The following is an 18,310-nucleotide window of genomic DNA, read 5'->3' as shown; positions in this document are numbered from 1 at the left end:
AGGGGTAACCATGAATATTTATGTTATTTTAAAACGTACGTTTGATACTGAAGAAAAGATTTCTGTTTCAAACAACAAGATTTCAGAAGAAAGTGCTGAATTTATTATCAATCCATATGATGAATATGCGATTGAAGAAGCAATCACTTTAAAGGACGCACATGGCGGAACAGTAACTGTTGTAACTGTAGGGGATGAGGATTCTGAAAAAGAATTGCGCACAGCTTTAGCTATGGGTGCAGATCAAGCAGTCCTTATTTCTAACGAGGATCTTGATTCCCAAGATCAATATACAACTTCTACAATTCTTGCAACTTACTTCAAGGACAAAGAATACGATATTATCTTAGGAGGTAATGTTGCAATTGATAACGGAACAGGACAAGTAGGACCTCGTCTGGCAGAACTGTTAGATATCCCGCATGTAACAACGATCACAAAAATTGAGATTAATGGTACAACAGTTAATATTGAACGTGATGTTGAGGGAGATCTTGAGAAAATAGAAACAACGCTTCCATTATTAGTTACTGCTCAACAAGGATTGAACGAGCCTCGCTATCCATCTCTTCCAGGGATTATGAAAGCAAAGAAAAAGCCGCTCGAGTCATTGGATCTTGATGATCTGGATCTTGATGAAGACGATGTAGAAGCAAAAACAAAAACAGTAGAAATCTATCTTCCTCCAAAGAAGGAAGCTGGCAAAATTTTATCTGGTGATACTGCTGACCAAGTAAAAGAACTAGTATCTCTATTAAGAACTGAAGCTAAGGTAATATAAGGAGGAGACATCATGGCAAAAAAAGTATTAGTACTCGCTGAATCACGTGAAGGCGCACTTCGTAATGTATCCTATGAAGCGATTGCCGCAGGAAAAGAAATTTCTGGCGGAGGAGAAGTGTTCGCTGTATTGTGTGGTGACTCCGTTCAATCATTAGGAAATGAACTTATTCATTATGGAGCCGACCGCGTACTGGTTGCGGAAAATGAAAAACTGGCAAACTATACACCAGATGGTTATTTCCAGGTTTTAAAACAAATTATCGATGAAGAAAAACCTGAAGCGATCGTGTTCGGACATACTTCATTAGGAAAAGATCTTTCACCTAGACTTGCTGCTCGTCTAGAATCTGGGTTGATTTCAGATGTAACAGGTCTTGAGCAGGCTGGTGAAAATACAGTATTCACACGACCGGTATATTCTGGTAAAGCTTTCGAGAAAAAGGTGATTACGGATGGTCTTGTGTTCGTTACGATTCGTCCGAATAATATTGCTCCATTAGAAAAAGACGAATCCCGTACTGGTGAGATTCAATCGGTTTCTGTAGATATTAAAGACTTGCGTACAATTGTTAAAGAAGTTGTTCGTAAAGCATCTACAGGGGTAGATCTTTCAGAGGCAAAAATTATTGTTGCTGGCGGACGTGGAGTAAAATCAACAGATGGTTTTAAACCTCTTCAAGAATTGGCAGATCTTCTAGGAGCAGCAGTCGGTGCTTCCCGTGGAGCTTGTGATGCGGATTATTGTGATTATTCATTGCAAATCGGCCAAACAGGTAAGGTTGTAACGCCTGATTTGTACATTGCCTGCGGTATTTCTGGGGCGATTCAGCATTTAGCTGGTATGTCTAACTCTAAAGTTATTGTGGCAATTAACAAAGACCCTGAAGCAAGTATTTTCTCTGTAGCTGACTACGGCATTGTAGGAGATTTGTTCGAGGTTGTTCCATTGCTTACTGAAGAATTTAAGAAAGTTTTAGTTTAATAAAATAAGTCATTTTTTTGGGAAACAGCCCAAAGAAAAGAAGACGTCCTTGAACTTGGGCGTCTTCTTTAATTATCTTTATAAGCTTATCGCTTAACTAAATGGTGTTAACATAATATTATTATAGATACTAGATGCAGGAAAAAGGGGAGATAGTTTTGACCACAATCGGCTTTATTCGGCACGGGGAAACAGATTGGAATATTGAAAAAAGAGCTCAAGGATGTATAGATATTCCACTTAATCTTTCAGGGAAAAAACAGGCAAAAGCTGTTGCAGAAAGATGCGGGAATGAAAAATGGGATTTTATTTATACAAGTCCATTATCGCGCGCTTTCCATACTGCAAATGCGATAGCGGAACAAACAGGATTAACTGTAATAACAGACGAGAGATTGCGTGAGATTTCATTTGGTGAAACAGAAGGCACAACCGAAGATGAACGATTAGAAAAATGGGGTAGAGAGTGGAAAACACTTGAGTTAGGAAGAGAAAAAGATGAAGAAGCAGATATACGGTGGAAAGCCGCATTGCAGGACATTGTTCAAAAACATCCTCGTCAAAAAGTACTCATTGTTTCCCATGGTGCTTTGCTCGTAAGGATCTATAAACATTTACTGAAGGATAAGACAGACAAATGGTATGGTTTAAACAATACTTCATTTTCAGTTTTCACACTCCAAGGGGAAAAGTGGTCATGTGAATTATTTAATTGTAATAGACACTTAAATGGAATACTTGCCACATAACGTTTGTTCCAATTCAAACTTGGGTACTATATGGGTGAGCAAATTATTGGCAACAGTGTAATTTATGGTGATATACTTTGTTTACACTTGTTAATATCAAAGGAGGGCCAAATAAATGGCTATTGTAAATGCATCAGATCAAACATTTAATACAGAAACAAATGAAGGTTTAGTACTTGCTGACTTTTGGGCACCATGGTGCGGACCTTGTAAAATGATTGCTCCAGTTCTTGAAGAACTTGATCAAGAAGTTGAAGAAGTGAAAGTAGTAAAACTTGATGTTGATGAAAACCAAGAAACAGCTGGTAAATATGGAGTTATGAGTATTCCAACATTATTAGTTTTCAAAGACGGGCAAGTAGTTGACCAAGTTGTTGGTTTCCAGCCAAAAGAAGCTTTAGTTGAATTGCTTAACAAACATAAATAAGTAAAACAAAAAGCCCGGATATTCCGGGCTTTTTTATGTTATTTTCAAAGACCGTTATAGTTCTCATTTTTGTTTTAGATGATCTCCGTTTTAGGCTGCTCGTTCCACTATACATATTTAATAGAAAAATGGTTGAGTCATCCATCACTCAGCATTTATATAAAGCTTGCATAGTGTTCATTCATACTGCCAACGTGATATGATATACAAAAGTATTTTTAGCAGAGGGGAATGTAATATGGCCTCCATCAAGCAAAAGCTGATGCTGCTACCAGATCAGCCAGGTTGTTATTTGATGAAAAATGAATTCGGAAAAGTAATATATGTTGGTAAAGCTAAAGTATTAAAAAATAGGGTGAAGTCTTATTTCTCTGGATCTCATGACGGAAAAACGCAGCGATTAGTCAGTGAAATAAAAGATTTCGAATACATTGTTACTTCGACAGAAATGGAAGCACTCGTATTAGAGATGAATCTGATCAAGAAGCATGATCCTCGGTATAACGTGATGCTTAAAGATGATAAAAGCTATCCGTATCTAAAAGTAACCTCTGAGAAACAGCCCCGATTATTATATACACGTAAAGTTAAGAAAGACGGCGGTAAATATTTTGGTCCTTTCGTAAATGCTTACGCTGCACAAGAAACGAAAAAGCTGCTCGATCGAATTTTTCCTCTTCGGAAATGTGATACGATGCCAAAAAGAGTTTGCTTATATTATCATATCGGGCAATGTTTAGGCCCATGTGTTTACGATATTACAGATGCACAAAATAGAGAGATGGTTAACGAAATCGTAAAGTTTTTAAGCGGAGGCTATCAAGAAGTAAAGAATGAGCTTTCTGAAAAAATGCTTGAGGCTTCAGAAGCGCTTAACTTTGAAAGGGCTAAAGAGCTGCGCGATCAAATTCATCATATAGAAGCGGTGATGGAAAAACAAAAAATGATGACCGCAGATCTCGTAGATCGAGATGTATTTGGATATCATTTTGATAAAGGCTGGATGTGTGTTCAAGTATTTTTTATCCGTCAAGGAAAGGTAATAGCAAGAGATATTTCTGTTTTTCCTTTTTATGGAGAAGCACATGAAGATCTACTCACATTTATCGGCCAGTTTTATTTGCAAAAAAATCATCTTCTGCCAAAAGAAATTCTTTTACCGAATCAAGTAGATGCCAGTCTGGTTCAACAGCTGTTAGACGTTAAAGTGCTTCAGCCTAAAAAGGGACAGAAGAAAGAACTCGTTGAACTAGCAACAAAAAATGCAATGCTGGCACTTAATGAAAAGTTTGCATTAATTGAGCATGACGAGGCTAGAACGGTTAAAGCTGTCGAAAATCTTGGAGAGAAAATGGGGATTGAACCACCCTATCGTATTGAAGCATTTGATAACTCGAATATTCACGGAACTGATCCTGTTTCAGCGATGGTTGTGTTTATTGATGGAAAACCCTATAAAAAAGAGTATCGAAAGTATAAAATCAAGACGGTCGAAGGTCCTGATGACTATGCGTCTATGAAAGAAGTAGTCAGACGTAGATATTCAAGACTTCTAAAAGAAGAAGGGGAGTTCCCGAGTTTAATACTTATTGATGGAGGAAAAGGACAAATCGCCGCAGCTCAAGATGTATTGGAGAACGAATTGAATTTGTTCATTCCGGTAGCAGGTCTTTCAAAAGATGAGAAACATCGAACCTCACAGTTATGGCTAGGTGATCCTCCTCAAATGATTCATCTGGAAAGAAACAGCCAGGAGTTTTACTTACTTCAGAGAATTCAAGATGAAGTGCACCGATTTGCAATCACATTTCATCGAAAAGTGCGATCGAAAAGCATGTTCGAGTCCTCTTTAGATCGTATTGCTGGTATTGGTGACAAACGAAAAAAATTACTTCTTCGTCATTTTGGATCATTTAAGAAAATGAAAGAGGCTTCTGTTGAAGAAATTCAGGAAGCTGGAATTCCAAGAGCGGTTGCTGAAGAAATTTTAAGGTCACTTCAAACAGATGAGTAGTTGCAGGACTGCGGCAATTTTGTTAAAATAAACCCAACTTTATAAAAATGCCATGCTTCAATTGAAGTGATGGTAGAGGAGCAAAAACCAATAGTAGCCCATCAGAAGAGAAGAAGCTCTTATGATGATGGAGGAAAGGGGATTTTTGCCGAAGTGTAAATGGACTTCTTGCCATTTATGCTGGACCTGTATTGAATAAATCCAGGGCTGTCACACAAGTCCCCCCAGGATTTGTGTGGAGAACTATCTCACGAGGGGAAACAAACTTGGCTTGCTACGGATACAGCAACAATAGGGTTTTTTCCTTATTGTTGCTTTTTTTGTTTCTAAATTTGGAGATAGAATTTTACATCAAGAAAGGATTGGGAGAAATGGGGAGAATCGTACAAAAATTTGGCGGTACGAGTGTTGGATCGGTTGAACGGATTCAGAATGCCGCCAGACGTGTTATTAAGGAAGTAGAAAACGGTAATGAAGTGGTTGTTGTAGTTTCGGCAATGGGAAAAACAACTGATGAACTTGTGAGATTAGCAGGAGAAATCAGTGCTAATCCTTCGAAAAGAGAAATGGATATGCTGCTGACTACAGGAGAACAGATTACAATCGCTTTGTTAACGATGGCTCTCCACCAGCAAGGGTACAAAGCCCAATCATTAACTGGCTGGCAAGCAGGTATACAGACTGAAAATGCATTCTCCAATGCGAGAATTTTGGATATTGACTCAACACGGATAGAGGATTTACTAAAAAGCGGGCACATTGCTGTTGTAGCTGGTTTTCAAGGGGTTATCACTGAAACGAATGATATTGCAACATTAGGCAGAGGCGGATCAGATACTACTGCTGTGGCTTTGGCTGCTGCACTCAAAGCTGATCGCTGTGATATTTATACAGATGTAACGGGCGTATTTACAACAGACCCGCGAGTCGTAAAGACAGCCAGAAAAATTCCATCTATTTCTTATGATGAAATGCTTGAAATGGCTAACTTAGGGGCGGGTGTACTGCATCCGAGAGCTGTAGAATTCGCCAAAAATTATCAAATTTCGTTAGAGGTAAGATCCAGTATGAGTGATGAACGGGGAACATTAGTTGAGGAGGAATCATCGATGGAACAAAACTTAATGGTAAGAGGATTGGCGTTTGAAGGAAACATTACGAAAATCACCGTTTCGAATATGCCAAATAATATTAATGCTCTTTCCGATCTATTTACGATTTTAGCAAGCAATGGAATTAACGTAGATATTATCATTCAAAATGTTATGAATGAAGAGAAAACAAATATTTCGTTCTCTATTGAAACGAGCCATTTGTCAGAAACACAAGAAGTATTGGCGGGGTTTCAAGATAAGTTAGGTTTCGAATCAATCAGCTACGAGAGTGGGCTGGCAAAAGTGTCAATCGTCGGTTCGGGGATGATTTCGAACCATGGGGTAGCTGCAAAAATGTTCAAAGCGCTGTCTGACCAAAACATCTTAATAAAAATGGTCAGCACTTCTGAAATTAAAGTTTCTACAGTAGTAAAGCAGGAAGATATGGTTAAATCAATCGAAACCTTGCATGACATCTTTGAATTGGATGCACGTGTACCCGTTCAAAATTCATGAGCTAAAAAATGAAAAGATAGATCCGAAAAAGGCGCATAATAGTGCTTTTCAGGGTCTTTTTTCTTTGTTTCATTTTTTTTATCCTAGGTTAGGACATTATTACGCTTACCTATTTGCGGTTTACCAATGAATGATAGACTAATCCTGGATAATTCTACGAGATTAGCAAGTAATCCAACGAGTGATATTCAAATACTCCCGAATCGACATAATGACCCGTAAAAAAGTCAAACCATTATATCAAAAAAAAGAGGCATGACCGCAAAAGCAATTATACTTTTGGGTCAGCCCCTAATCAATCAATCGTATCCTTTTTATCCCACTGCACTGTAATCGTAATTTTATTTCGTTTAATAGATTCAAGTGCTTCTGTCGTACATTTCTTTTGCAGCTGAATTTGTTCAGCAAGGAAACCAGCTTCTAAGCTAAAGGTATGATTATGAAAATTCTGTAACCGCTCGTCAATGAGTGAAGAATGTAAAGAAAAGTTCATTTCGCTGCTCGATGCCTCTATCATTTCTAGAGTGCCCCAGGCGGCTTCATTGAAAAAAGATTGTACTTCTTCCATTGTATGTAAAGGGTATTTTCTGGCCAAATGTCTGCCAGCCCAATATAGAATATTTCTTTCTTCCTTACCAAGAAGTTCAGGTAACAAATCGCTGCGAAGTAATTCATAGGCAAATTGCGATACGGAAGCCTTTTCGACAGGTGCGGTCTCTTCGTTTGTTTTTTGCTTAAACATTCTGCATCCCTTCTTTCTAATTTTTATTATAACGGGTATACGAGCCAAACTCTACAGCACAATCGGAATTTGTCGAAAATCTTAATAAGAAAGAACGTTGATTTATCAAGAAAATATCCAAATTTACTTGTTAGCGTTTTCTTGACGGTGTCAAACGATGGGAGTAAAATGGACATGTTGCTAGTTGAGTAAACGTATTGTTTAAGATTCATCCTTTTTAAAGAGGAAACTAAAAACGCTTACACGAAAGATGGAGAGAAACAACAGATTAGCAGCCAAAAGAGGCTAAATATGAAGGGGGCAAGAAAATGGCTGGCAATAAAGATTTTGTCAACAGAAGGATTCATTCACTATTAGGAGTTATTCCTATCGGGCTTTTTCTCGTTCAGCATCTAGTTGTAAACCACTTTGCAACAAGAGGTGCAGAAGATTTTAATGCCGCAGCACATTTTATGGAAAGTTTACCATTTCGTATTGTACTAGAAACGTTTGTGATCTACTTACCGCTTCTGTTTCATGCGGTGTATGGACTTTATATTACGTTTCAAGCGAAAAACAACGTTAGCCGTTATGGCTACTTCCGTAATGCGATGTTTCTCGTTCAGCGTGTAACGGGTATCATTACTCTTATTTTTCTTGCGTGGCATGTTTGGGAAACACGCATACAAGCAGCTATGGGAGCTGAAGTTGACTTCAATATGATGCAGGATATTTTAAGTTCTCCATTGATGGTTGCTTTTTATTTAGTGGGAGTTCTATCAGCAGTCTTCCATTTCGCTAATGGATTATGGTCTTTCTTTGTAAGCTGGGGCCTTACAGTTTCCCCTCGTTCACAAAAGATTTCTACATACGTAACATTGGGCGTATTTGTTCTTTTAGCCATTGTTAGCGTACGTTCTATTTTTGCATTCATTTAAAGGGGTGAGACAAATTGAGTAATCAGAAAATTATTATTGTTGGCGGAGGTCTCGCCGGTTTAATGGCTACAATCAAAGCTGCGGAAGCTGGAGTGAATGTTGACCTCTTTTCAGTTGTACCTGTAAAACGATCACATTCTGTTTGTGCCCAAGGCGGTATAAACGGTGCGGTAAATACAAAAGGTGAAGGAGATTCACCTTGGGAACACTTTGATGATTCTGTTTATGGCGGTGACTTCTTAGCAAACCAGCCACCTGTAAAAGCAATGTGTGATGCAGCACCTGGCATCATTCATTTAATGGACCGTATGGGAGTTATGTTTAATAGAACACCAGAAGGTTTGCTTGATTTCCGACGTTTCGGTGGAACTCAGCATCACCGTACGGCATTTGCTGGTGCGACAACTGGACAGCAGCTTTTATATGCTTTGGATGAGCAAGTGCGTCGTCATGAAGTAGCTGGTCTTGTTACGAAATACGAAGGCTGGGAATTCTTGTCTGCTGTTATCGATGAAGAAGGGCAATGCCGCGGAATTACAGCACAAAATTTAAAGACGATGGAGATTTCTAGTTTCTCTGCCGATGCTGTAATAATGGCAACTGGAGGACCTGGAATTATTTTCGGAAAATCAACAAACTCTGTAATCAATACAGGTGGAGCAGCATCTGCTCTTTATCAGCAAGGTGTTTATTATGCGAATGGCGAGTTCATTCAAATTCATCCGACTGCGATTCCAGGGGATGATAAGCTTCGTTTAATGAGTGAATCTGCGCGTGGTGAAGGCGGACGTGTTTGGACTTATAAAGACGGAAAACCTTGGTATTTCCTTGAAGAAAAATATCCGGCTTACGGAAACCTTGTTCCTCGTGATATCGCAACTCGTGAAATTTTCCATGTTTGCGTAGATTTAAAGCTTGGAATCAATGGTGAAAACATGGTTTATCTTGATCTTTCTCACAAAGATCCAAAAGAGCTTGATATTAAGCTTGGTGGAATAATTGAGATTTATGAGAAGTTCATGGGAGATGATCCTCGTAAAGTTCCTATGAAAATCTTCCCTGCTGTTCACTATTCTATGGGTGGAATGTGGGTAGATTATGATCAAATGACTAATATACCTGGTCTGTTTGCGGCAGGTGAGTGTGAGTATCAATATCATGGTGCTAACCGACTTGGAGCAAACTCTCTTCTTTCTGCAATTTACGGTGGAATGATGGCAGGTCCTTCAGCAGTTAAGTACATTAAAGGCTTGGAAAAAACGGTTGAAGATGTATCTGCATCTGTCTTTGAAAATCAAGTTAGAAAAGACCAAGAAGTTTATAACAACATTCTTTCCATGGACGGAACTGAAAATGCTTATGTGATCCATAAAGAACTTGGTGAATGGATGACTGATAATGTTACAGTTGTAAGATACAACGATAAATTAAAACAAACAGATGAGAAGATCCAAGAATTGATGCAGCGCTATAAAAAAATCAATATCAACGATACTTCTAAATGGAGTAATCAAGGTGCATCCTTTACACGTCAGCTTTGGCATATGCTTCAGCTAGCACGTGTTATCACATTAGGGGCATTAAATCGTAATGAAAGCCGCGGAGCGCATTACAAGCCTGATTATCCAGACCGTAATGATGAACAATGGCTGAAAACGACGAAAGCGAAATTCAATCCTGCTGTCAACGGACCTGAATTTGAGTATGAAGAAGTTGACGTTTCGTTGATTCAACCACGTAAACGTGACTATTCTAAAAACAAGTAAGGGGTGTAAGCATGAGCACAAAAATGGTCAAATTCACCGTCACGAGACAAGATAGCCCTGATTCTGCCCCATATATAGAGGAGTTTGAGATTGCGCATCGTCCGAACATGAACGTTATTTCAGCTCTTATGGAAATAAGAAGAAATCCAGTTAATGCAAAAGGAGAAGCAACTACTCCTATTACATGGGAAATGAACTGTTTGGAAGAAGTCTGTGGCGCATGTTCAATGGTGATCAACGGGAAACCAAGACAATCGTGTACAGCATTGGTTGATCAATTAGAACAGCCGATTCGCCTTGAGCCAATGAAAACTTTTCCAGTGGTGCGTGACTTGGCAATCGATCGAAGCAGAATGTTCGATGCATTAAAACGAGTAAAAGCATGGATTCCAATCGATGGAACTTATGATTTAGGTCCTGGACCGCGTATGCCGGAAACTAAGCGCCAATGGGCATATGAGCTTTCAAAGTGTATGACTTGCGGAGTGTGTTTAGAAGCATGTCCGAACGTTAACAGTAAATCTGATTTCATAGGACCTGCACCACTTTCACAAGTTCGTCTATTTAATGCACATCCAACAGGTGCAATGAATAAAGAAGAACGTCTAAATGCAATTATGGATGACGGAGGACTTGCTGAGTGCGGTAACTCCCAAAACTGTGTACAATCTTGTCCTAAAGGTATTCCGTTAACAACTTCAATTGCAGCACTTAACCGAGATACATCTTTCCAAGCATTTAAAAACTTCTTTGGCAGTGACAGATAAATAAAGAGCAAGGCTTCTCCTGAATATGGGAGGAGCCTTTTCTATAAAAGGCGGGAATACATTGGCTAGACAAGATTACATCACAACTTTTGATGAGTGGAAAAAAGACTTTCATTACAGTCATGAATTATGTGTGAGGTTTGGCGAAATTGATGGTTTCGGACATGTTAACAATACAAATGTATTTATTTATATGGAAGAAGCAAGAATCTCTCTTTTTAAAGAATTAGGTCTAATGAAATCTTGGGGAACTCCAAATTCGGCAGAAATACCAGTAGTTGCAGACCTGCAATGTGATTACCTGGCACAGATTCTGTATGACGAGCGATTAAAAGTGTTTGTAAAAATCAATCATGTTGGTTCCTCTTCTATTGATCTGCATTATATGGGATTAAATGAAAAAGAACAGCCTGTTTTTACAGGAAGAGGATCAATCGTTCAGATCTCAAGAAACAGCGGAAAGCCCTCGAATTGGACTGAAGAACAAAGATCACTATTTAATCAATTTTCCCAAAAAGCCCATGAGTAAAAATGGGCTTTTTTTTATGCATATTTAAGTGAACCAAGTCACTCACATCACACGTGCTACATACTATATGTTGACTAAATACTTCCAATATTCGTTGGCGGTTCCTAAACCCTAGCAAGGAGGGGTGAATTCATTGAAGGATAAACACTACCGACCGAAGCCTCTACTTACAAAAAGAGAGAGAGAAGTTTTCGAACTACTAGTCCAAGACAAGACTACAAAAGAAATTGCGGAACAATTATTTATTAGTGAGAAAACAGTTCGAAACCATATTTCGAATACCATGCAAAAGCTTGGGGTAAAAGGACGATCTCAAGCCGTTGTAGAGTTATTGAGGCTTGGAGAACTAGAGATTTAGTCAGGAAGCGGCTTTCAGGTGAAAGCCGTTTTCGGATTGTCTTTTCTCATTAAATTGTAAAATCGCAGGGACTTTTTTTAGGGATAAATAAGTCTGGCTGAGCCTGCAGCCAAGACGGCAGGGAAAAAGTGTAATTGATTTTTATTCTCTTTTTCATATATGATGAAAGTTGTATATCCTTTTCGGCATAGTTTATGAAATAGGTGAATGAAATGAAAAATAACCTGCAAGTTAAAAAAGTGTTAAATAATAATGTGGTAATTGTGTCCGACTCCTTAAACAAGGAGATTATTGTCATTGGGAAAGGAATCGGCTTTGCCAAAAAGCAAGGTGATTTTATTTTTGATGATCAAGTGGATAAGCTATTTGTTCTAAAAGATGAAAATGAACAAAAACAATACCGAACACTTTTAACCTATATTGATGAAAAAACGGCAGAGCTTATAAACGATATTATTTTACATATCGGCAATAGGTTCGAAAACAAACTAAACGAGCACATCCATGTTGCACTTACGGATCATATTGCGTTTGCTGTTAAGAGGTATCAGCAAGGAATGGACATTAAAAATCCTTTTTTAACAGAAACACAGACGCTTTACCCGAAAGAATTTACAGTTGCTGAAGAAGTAATAGAGGTTGTTAACCGTAAATTAAATATTCATTTGCCAGAAGGTGAAATTGGATTCGTTGCTCTTCATATCCATAGTGGTATTACGAACAAAAGTGTTACAGATATCAAGAAACATTCAGAACTAATTAATACTCTTATCAATATGACACAGCAATCTTTAGGTCTCTCAATAGATACAAAAAGTATAAATTATTTGCGATTAGTCAGACATCTTAGACATGCGATTGAAAGAATTTCAATGGGAGAAAAGATGGAAGATCAAGAAAGGTTAGCAAAAGTCTTGAAAGAAGAATATCCGGTGTGCTACAATTTGGCTTGGAAGCTAATCAAGGTCATGCAAAATGCCTTGAACAAACCCGTGCCGCATGCAGAAGCTGTATATTTAACGATGCATTTGCAAAGGCTTTCGCGATATGACAATGAATAGAACGCAATAAAAAAATACATTCGTTTTTACGTGTTACTGATTCGATCAGGCATAAGTAGAGAACAAAGTGTAGCAAACACTTAATTAGGATATATTAATATCTGATTAAGTTAATTGCTAATGTTCTTTATTTATGTCTTTTTTGTTTTTAGCGAAAGTAAATGGAAGGGTTATCATAACAAAAAAAGGAGGACTTCCTATGTTTAAAAAGTTGTTTGGTGTACTTCAACGAGTAGGTAAAGCTTTAATGCTTCCTGTTGCTATTTTGCCAGCAGCCGGTTTATTGCTTGCTTTTGGTAACGCATTTCAAAATGAAGCGTTAATCAAGGTCATACCTGCATTAGATGCACATTGGTTCCAGCTTATAGCAGATGTAATGGAACAATCAGGCGGTATTGTATTTGGAAACCTGTCATTACTATTTGCAGTAGGTGTTGCCGTTGGTCTTGCTGGCGGTGAAGGTGTTGCAGGTCTTGCAGCAATTATCGGTTATTTAATTATGAACGTAACAATGAGTGTCATTGAAGGTGTAAAGCCTGAAATGATTGATAAAGATCCGTCCTACGCGATGGTGCTTGGGATTCCAACGCTGCAAACAGGGGTTTTTGGCGGTATTATCGTTGGTATTCTCGCTTCTTATTTATATAAGAAATATTACAATATCGAACTTCCACAATATCTTGGTTTCTTTGCAGGAAAGCGATTTGTTCCCATTATTACAGCAGTATCAGCTTTAGTGCTAGGAATTCTGATGACAGTTATATGGCCGCCTGTTCAAAATGGTCTTAATGCGTTTTCAGAAAGTATGATTAATTCAAATCTTACTTTAGCTGCATTTGTTTTCGGAGTAATTGAAAGATCACTAATTCCATTTGGTCTTCATCATATTTTCTATTCTCCATTCTGGTTTGAGTTTGGGTCTTACAAGTCTGCTTCAGAAGGTCTTGTACGTGGTGACCAAGCCATATTCTTTGCACAGTTGAAAGATAAAGTGGACTTAACAGCAGGTACGTTCATGACTGGTAAATTCCCTTTCATGATGTTTGGTCTTCCAGCAGCAGCACTTGCTATGTATCACGAAGCACGTCCTGAGCATAAAAAAGTGGTTGCAGGTATTATGGCTTCAGCTGCCTTAACTTCTTTCTTAACAGGTATTACTGAACCAATCGAGTTTACATTCCTTTTTGTAGCACCCGTTCTTTTTGGAATTCATGCTATTTTTGCAGGTCTTTCCTTTATGACGATGCAGTTGCTAAATGTTAAAATTGGTATGACATTCTCAGGCGGTGTTATTGATTACTTACTATTTGGTGTCTTGCCTAACCGTACAGACTGGTGGCTTGTTATACCAGTAGGACTAGTGTTCTCTGTTATTTATTATTTTGGTTTCCGTTTTGCGATCCGCAAATGGGATCTTAAAACGCCAGGACGAGAACTTGTAGACGATGAAGTAGAAACTAACGTTGGACCATCTAATAATGACTCGTTAGCTGCGAATATTTTAGAAGGACTTGGCGGTAAATCCAATATTGCAGACTTAGATGCATGTATTACTCGCCTTCGCGTTGCTGTCCGTGATCCAAAAGAAGTGGACAAGAACCGTCTGAAAAAGCTAGGCGCATCTGGAGTGCTTGAAATGGGTAATAGCATTCAAGCGATCTTTGGGACACGCTCTGACACAATCAAGAGCGAAATCAAGGATATTATGGACGGAAAAACAGTTGCCAAGCCTAAAAACAGCGAAAAAGTTGCTGAACAAGGTGAACTGGCGGATACAAAAGCAACACCTGTTTCTTCCATATCTACTGATGCAGAACGTTTCGTATCTCCGATTAAAGGGAAATTACTTCCGATAACTGAAGTTCCGGATCAAGTATTCTCTGGCAAAATGATGGGTGATGGTTTTGCAATTGAACCAGCAGATGGTTTGGTGGTTTCACCGGTCAATGGTAAAATTATTAATGTCTTCCCTACAAAGCATGCAATCGGAATTGAGTCTGACAGCGGAAAAGAAATATTAATTCATTTTGGAATCGACACTGTTAAGCTAAAAGGTGAAGGTTTTGAAACATTTGTTTCTGAAGGAGACAAAGTTGAAGCTGGTCAGAAACTATTGAAGGTTGACTTAAACTTTGTTAAAGAAAATGCACCTTCTGTAATTACTCCGATTGTATTTACAAACTTATCGGGCGAAACTGTTTCGGTAGAAAAAACAGGAACAGTAGGTATTGAAGAAGAAAACATTATTAAATTTAAAAAATAAAGGGGTAAATAACAATGGCAGAAAAAACATTTAAAGTAACTAGCGAATCAGGAATTCATGCACGTCCAGCAACAACTTTAGTAAACCAAGCTGGGCAGTTCAGTTCAGATATCACTCTTGACTACAATGGCAAGAGCGTTAACTTAAAATCAATTATGGGTGTTATGAGCCTTGGTATTCAATCTGGTGCAGAAATCACTGTTAAAGCTGAAGGATCTGATGCGGATGAAGCATTAGCAGCAATCGAAGATGTAATGAAAAAAGAAGGGCTTGGTGAGTAATGTCTGAAAAAATTTCAGGTATTGCAGCATCAGCCGGCATAGCGATCGCTAAAGCATTTATTCTTCAAAATCCAGAATTGACGATTGAGAAGAAACCAGTTGCTAATATTGCTGAAGAAATCGAACGTTTCCAAGCTGCGATCAATGTGTCAAAAGAAGAACTCTCAGTAATTAAAGATAAAGCGAATAAAGAACTAGGTGAAGATAAGGCAGCGATATTTGCTGCCCATCTTCTTGTTCTAAGTGACCCTGAGCTCGTTGATGCTGTAAAACAAAAAATAGAGAATGAAAAGATAAATGCAGAAGTGGCAATGAACGACATTTCTTCTATGTTCATCAATATGTTCGAGCAAATGGATAATGAGTACATGAAAGAACGTGCAGCGGATATCCGTGACGTTTCAAAACGTGTATTGGCTCATCTGCTGGATGTTAAATTTACTACACCAGCAAGCATTGCTGAAGAAGTTATCATCTTGGCAGAAGATCTTACTCCTTCCGATACTGCTCAGCTAAATCGTCAATTTGTAAAAGGTTTCGCTACAGATATTGGAGGAAGAACATCGCATTCGGCGATCATGTCCCGTTCGATGGAAATCCCTGCAGTAGTGGGTACTAAGATTATTACTGAAAAAGTTAAGAATGATGTAATGGTAATTATTGATGGACTAGATGGACAAGTAATTATTGATCCTACTGAAGATGAAATTGCTGTTTATAAGGAAAAACAAAAAAAATATCAGCAGCAAAAAGAAGAATGGGCAAAATTAGTAAACGAAAAAACATTGTCATCCGATGGTGTTCAAGTTGAATTGGCTGCTAATATCGGTACACCTGCAGATGTAAAAGGTGTTTTAGAGAACGGTGCAGAAGGCGTTGGCTTATACAGAACAGAGTTTTTATACATGGGCCGTGATCAGCTTCCGACAGAGGATGAGCAATTTAAAGCCTATAAAGAAGTATTGGACAAAATGGAAGGCAAACCTGTCGTAATCCGTACATTGGATATTGGCGGTGATAAAGAACTGCCTTACTTGAATCTGCCAAAAGAACTTAATCCATTCTTAGGATTCCGTGCAATCCGTCTTTGTTTAGAAGAACAAGATATTTTCAGAACACAGCTTCGTGCGCTGCTTCGTGCCAGTACGTATGGCAACTTGAAAATTATGTTCCCGATGATTGCGACTCTTGGAGAATTCCGTTCTGCGAAAAGTATTTTAATGGAAGAAAAAGAGAAGCTTGTAAATGAAGGAACAAAAGTTTCGGATGATATCGAAGTAGGAATCATGGTAGAAATTCCATCTACTGCTGTCATGGCAGATACTTTTGCTAAAGAAGTAGACTTCTTCAGCATTGGTACGAATGACTTGATTCAGTATACGATGGCTGCAGATAGAATGAACGAACAAGTTTCTTATTTATATCAGCCTTACAATCCGGCTATTTTAAGACTTGTTAAGATGGTAATCGATGCGGCACATAAGGAAGGCAAGTGGACTGGCATGTGCGGCGAGATGGCTGGAGATCCAATCGCTATTCCTATTCTATTAGGACTTGGGCTTGATGAATTCTCTATGAGTGCCACTTCAGTCCTTCCTGCACGCAGCCAGATTTTAAATCTTTCTAAAGAGAAAATCAGTGCACATATCGAACAAATTCTGCAAATGGATACGATGGATGATGTCGTTAAGTTTGCTGAAGAAAATTTTTAAACAAAAGTAAACACGGACTATGGAATTTTCCATAGTCCTTTTCTGTATAAATTGAACGATTTTTATTGCAATTTCATAAAAATATTAGCAAAATAGAAATCACGGTAAATGCCTTTACAAGGTTTACAGCATGTTTACAGAGATGAGGCGATTTTTTGAGTAATAGACCGATAGGAGTTATAGATTCTGGTGTTGGCGGTTTAACGGTTGCCAGAGAACTTATGAGACAGCTTCCAAAGGAAGAAATCATATATATGGGGGATACAAAGAGATGTCCATATGGACCAAGACCATTTGATGAGGTACGGCAATACACATGGGAAATGATTGATTTCCTTTTAGAACATAAAATTAAAATGCTCGTTATTGCTTGCAATACTGCCACCGCGGCCGTTTTGGAAGAGGCTAAGATGAAGCTTGATATTCCGATATTAGGTGTTATTCATCCAGGAGCTCGTTCAGCATTAAAGGTAACCAAAAACAATCATGTGGGTGTCATAGGTACTGTAGGAACAATTAATAGTGATGCATACAAACAAGCTCTGCTGCAAATCAGATCTGATGTAATCGTTGAAAGTCTTGCATGCCCTTTATTTGTGCCTTTAGTAGAGCAAGGAAAACTAACAGGAGAAGAAACCATTCAAGCCGTTTCTGAAACATTACAGCCTCTCAAAGATGTATCTATTGATACGCTTATATTAGGCTGTACACATTATCCGTTGCTAAGACCGATTATTCAGCAAGTAATGGGCGAGCATATCAAATTGATTTGTTCTGGTGCTGAAACAGCCCGTGAAGTTTCAGTCATCCTAGATCACAGCAGTTTATTGAATACCAGCGGAAATAAACCGAATCATCGATTTTTAACTACTGCTGAAAGTAAACAATTTTTAAAGATCGCAAACCATTGGCTCGATACAAAAATTGACATGGTGGAATGCATCAAACTTTAGTAGTAGAGGAACTGCCTAAAAAGCAATTTTGGGCAGTTTTTTTATTTAGCCTTTTTTCTAAAGGTTCTTTTCTAAAAGAATTGTTGCTCTTGCTTAGTGTTGCTATTTCATCAATGTTGAAGTGCAAGGTGTGTGCCTGCCACCTGAGTATTCTCCTTGCAAGGCATGCGACGAGGAAGCCCGTTTCGTTAGCGTTTGCCTGCAGACGCAGGAGCAAGTACCTTCATATGTCTTTCACCGTGGCTCACCGTCTGCCCCGCGGAAAGCGAGCAGCCTGGAACGAAAATCAACTGCTTCCAAAATCAACAATGAATACGAGAACAACCTTTCTAAAAGATTGTTGCTTTTAGGACATTGTCTTAAAGTGCCTTCATTGAAGAGATGATTGAAGTGCAA

At 38.5% G+C, this 18,310-nt stretch carries 17 protein-coding genes and 1 riboswitch; of the genes, 16 read left to right on the top strand and 1 reads right to left on the bottom strand.

Annotated features, from left to right (window positions below; translation table 11 throughout):
• Positions 1-10 precede the first annotated feature (10 nt).
• The 6 genes from J2X07_RS13260 to J2X07_RS13235 all read left to right on the top strand — a co-directional run bounded on the left by J2X07_RS13260 (position 11) and on the right by J2X07_RS13235 (position 6,565).
• On the top strand, positions 11-781 hold the full coding sequence (locus J2X07_RS13260) for an electron transfer flavoprotein subunit beta/FixA family protein (RefSeq protein ID WP_310259427.1): 771 nt from the start codon (positions 11-13) through the stop codon (positions 779-781).
• A gap of 12 nt (positions 782-793) precedes the next feature.
• On the top strand, positions 794-1,765 hold the full coding sequence (locus J2X07_RS13255) for an electron transfer flavoprotein subunit alpha/FixB family protein (RefSeq protein ID WP_310259424.1): 972 nt from the start codon (positions 794-796) through the stop codon (positions 1,763-1,765).
• 158 nt (positions 1,766-1,923) lie between these two features.
• Complete coding sequence (locus J2X07_RS13250; protein ID WP_310259421.1) at positions 1,924-2,514, top strand: histidine phosphatase family protein; 591 nt, start codon at positions 1,924-1,926, stop codon at positions 2,512-2,514.
• 115 nt (positions 2,515-2,629) lie between these two features.
• Positions 2,630-2,941 (top strand): thioredoxin, encoded by a 312-nt coding sequence (gene trxA / locus J2X07_RS13245; RefSeq protein ID WP_251311340.1) that lies wholly within the window; start codon positions 2,630-2,632, stop codon positions 2,939-2,941.
• Between the two features lie 238 nt (positions 2,942-3,179).
• On the top strand, positions 3,180-4,955 hold the full coding sequence (uvrC, locus tag J2X07_RS13240; RefSeq protein WP_310259417.1) for an excinuclease ABC subunit UvrC: 1,776 nt from the start codon (positions 3,180-3,182) through the stop codon (positions 4,953-4,955).
• 65 nt (positions 4,956-5,020) lie between these two features.
• A riboswitch (Lysine riboswitch) is annotated at positions 5,021-5,209 on the top strand.
• 117 nt (positions 5,210-5,326) lie between these two features.
• Positions 5,327-6,565: an aspartate kinase gene (locus J2X07_RS13235; RefSeq protein ID WP_310259414.1), complete on the top strand. Its 1,239-nt coding sequence runs from the start codon at positions 5,327-5,329 to the stop codon at positions 6,563-6,565.
• Positions 6,566-6,860: 295 nt separating this feature from the next.
• On the opposite strand, the gene J2X07_RS13230 is transcribed toward J2X07_RS13235, so the two are convergent.
• On the bottom strand, positions 6,861-7,307 hold the full coding sequence (locus J2X07_RS13230; protein WP_310259410.1) for a YslB family protein: 447 nt from the start codon (positions 7,305-7,307) through the stop codon (positions 6,861-6,863).
• Between the two features lie 308 nt (positions 7,308-7,615).
• Here J2X07_RS13230 and J2X07_RS13225 point away from each other — a divergent pair, with 308 nt between their 5' ends.
• The 10 genes from J2X07_RS13225 to racE all read left to right on the top strand — a co-directional run bounded on the left by J2X07_RS13225 (position 7,616) and on the right by racE (position 17,914).
• Positions 7,616-8,224: a succinate dehydrogenase cytochrome b558 subunit gene (locus tag J2X07_RS13225; protein ID WP_310259408.1), complete on the top strand. Its 609-nt coding sequence runs from the start codon at positions 7,616-7,618 to the stop codon at positions 8,222-8,224.
• Between the two features lie 14 nt (positions 8,225-8,238).
• Positions 8,239-9,990 (top strand): succinate dehydrogenase flavoprotein subunit, encoded by a 1,752-nt coding sequence (sdhA, locus tag J2X07_RS13220; protein ID WP_310259405.1) that lies wholly within the window; start codon positions 8,239-8,241, stop codon positions 9,988-9,990.
• Between the two features lie 11 nt (positions 9,991-10,001).
• Positions 10,002-10,757 (top strand): succinate dehydrogenase iron-sulfur subunit, encoded by a 756-nt coding sequence (gene sdhB / locus J2X07_RS13215; RefSeq protein ID WP_310259402.1) that lies wholly within the window; start codon positions 10,002-10,004, stop codon positions 10,755-10,757.
• A gap of 61 nt (positions 10,758-10,818) precedes the next feature.
• A complete protein-coding gene (locus tag J2X07_RS13210) occupies positions 10,819-11,286 on the top strand; it encodes an acyl-CoA thioesterase (protein ID WP_310259400.1) in 468 nt (155 codons plus the stop codon).
• Positions 11,287-11,419: 133 nt separating this feature from the next.
• Positions 11,420-11,644 (top strand): helix-turn-helix domain-containing protein, encoded by a 225-nt coding sequence (locus J2X07_RS13205; protein WP_066243534.1) that lies wholly within the window; start codon positions 11,420-11,422, stop codon positions 11,642-11,644.
• Between the two features lie 212 nt (positions 11,645-11,856).
• A complete protein-coding gene (glcT, locus tag J2X07_RS13200; RefSeq protein ID WP_310259398.1) occupies positions 11,857-12,705 on the top strand; it encodes a glucose PTS transporter transcription antiterminator GlcT in 849 nt (282 codons plus the stop codon).
• Positions 12,706-12,904: 199 nt separating this feature from the next.
• A complete protein-coding gene (gene ptsG / locus J2X07_RS13195) occupies positions 12,905-14,968 on the top strand; it encodes a glucose-specific PTS transporter subunit IIBC (protein ID WP_310259396.1) in 2,064 nt (687 codons plus the stop codon).
• A 14-nt stretch (positions 14,969-14,982) separates the two neighbouring features.
• A complete protein-coding gene (locus tag J2X07_RS13190; protein WP_310259394.1) occupies positions 14,983-15,249 on the top strand; it encodes a phosphocarrier protein HPr in 267 nt (88 codons plus the stop codon).
• Positions 15,249-16,961: a phosphoenolpyruvate--protein phosphotransferase gene (ptsP, locus tag J2X07_RS13185; RefSeq protein ID WP_310259390.1), complete on the top strand. Its 1,713-nt coding sequence runs from the start codon at positions 15,249-15,251 to the stop codon at positions 16,959-16,961. Before J2X07_RS13190 ends, ptsP begins: the two co-directional genes overlap by 1 nt.
• A gap of 155 nt (positions 16,962-17,116) precedes the next feature.
• On the top strand, positions 17,117-17,914 hold the full coding sequence (racE, locus tag J2X07_RS13180; protein WP_310259387.1) for a glutamate racemase: 798 nt from the start codon (positions 17,117-17,119) through the stop codon (positions 17,912-17,914).
• The last annotated feature ends 396 nt before the right edge of the window (positions 17,915-18,310 follow it).

The organism is Fictibacillus barbaricus, assembly GCF_031457135.1.
In the GTDB taxonomy this organism is placed as follows: Bacteria; Bacillota; Bacilli; order Bacillales; family Fictibacillaceae; genus Fictibacillus; species Fictibacillus barbaricus_A.
The sequence above is the reverse complement of the archived record's forward strand: the minus strand, read 5'-3'. Positions and strand labels throughout refer to the sequence as shown.

What these genes read in the sequence shown, in the direction of transcription:
- J2X07_RS13260 (WP_310259427.1), top strand. Translation starts at nt 11, where the DNA reads ATGAATATTTATGTTATTTTAAAACGTACGTTTGATACTGAAGAAAAG.
- J2X07_RS13255 (WP_310259424.1), top strand. Translation starts at nt 794, where the DNA reads ATGGCAAAAAAAGTATTAGTACTCGCTGAATCACGTGAAGGCGCACTT.
- trxA (WP_251311340.1), top strand. Translation starts at nt 2,630, where the DNA reads ATGGCTATTGTAAATGCATCAGATCAAACATTTAATACAGAAACAAAT.
- uvrC (WP_310259417.1), top strand. Translation starts at nt 3,180, where the DNA reads ATGGCCTCCATCAAGCAAAAGCTGATGCTGCTACCAGATCAGCCAGGT.
- J2X07_RS13235 (WP_310259414.1), top strand. Translation starts at nt 5,327, where the DNA reads ATGGGGAGAATCGTACAAAAATTTGGCGGTACGAGTGTTGGATCGGTT.
- J2X07_RS13230 (WP_310259410.1), bottom strand. Translation starts at nt 7,307, where the DNA reads ATGTTTAAGCAAAAAACAAACGAAGAGACCGCACCTGTCGAAAAGGCT.
- J2X07_RS13225 (WP_310259408.1), top strand. Translation starts at nt 7,616, where the DNA reads ATGGCTGGCAATAAAGATTTTGTCAACAGAAGGATTCATTCACTATTA.
- sdhB (WP_310259402.1), top strand. Translation starts at nt 10,002, where the DNA reads ATGAGCACAAAAATGGTCAAATTCACCGTCACGAGACAAGATAGCCCT.
- glcT (WP_310259398.1), top strand. Translation starts at nt 11,857, where the DNA reads ATGAAAAATAACCTGCAAGTTAAAAAAGTGTTAAATAATAATGTGGTA.
- ptsG (WP_310259396.1), top strand. Translation starts at nt 12,905, where the DNA reads ATGTTTAAAAAGTTGTTTGGTGTACTTCAACGAGTAGGTAAAGCTTTA.
- J2X07_RS13190 (WP_310259394.1), top strand. Translation starts at nt 14,983, where the DNA reads ATGGCAGAAAAAACATTTAAAGTAACTAGCGAATCAGGAATTCATGCA.
- ptsP (WP_310259390.1), top strand. Translation starts at nt 15,249, where the DNA reads ATGTCTGAAAAAATTTCAGGTATTGCAGCATCAGCCGGCATAGCGATC.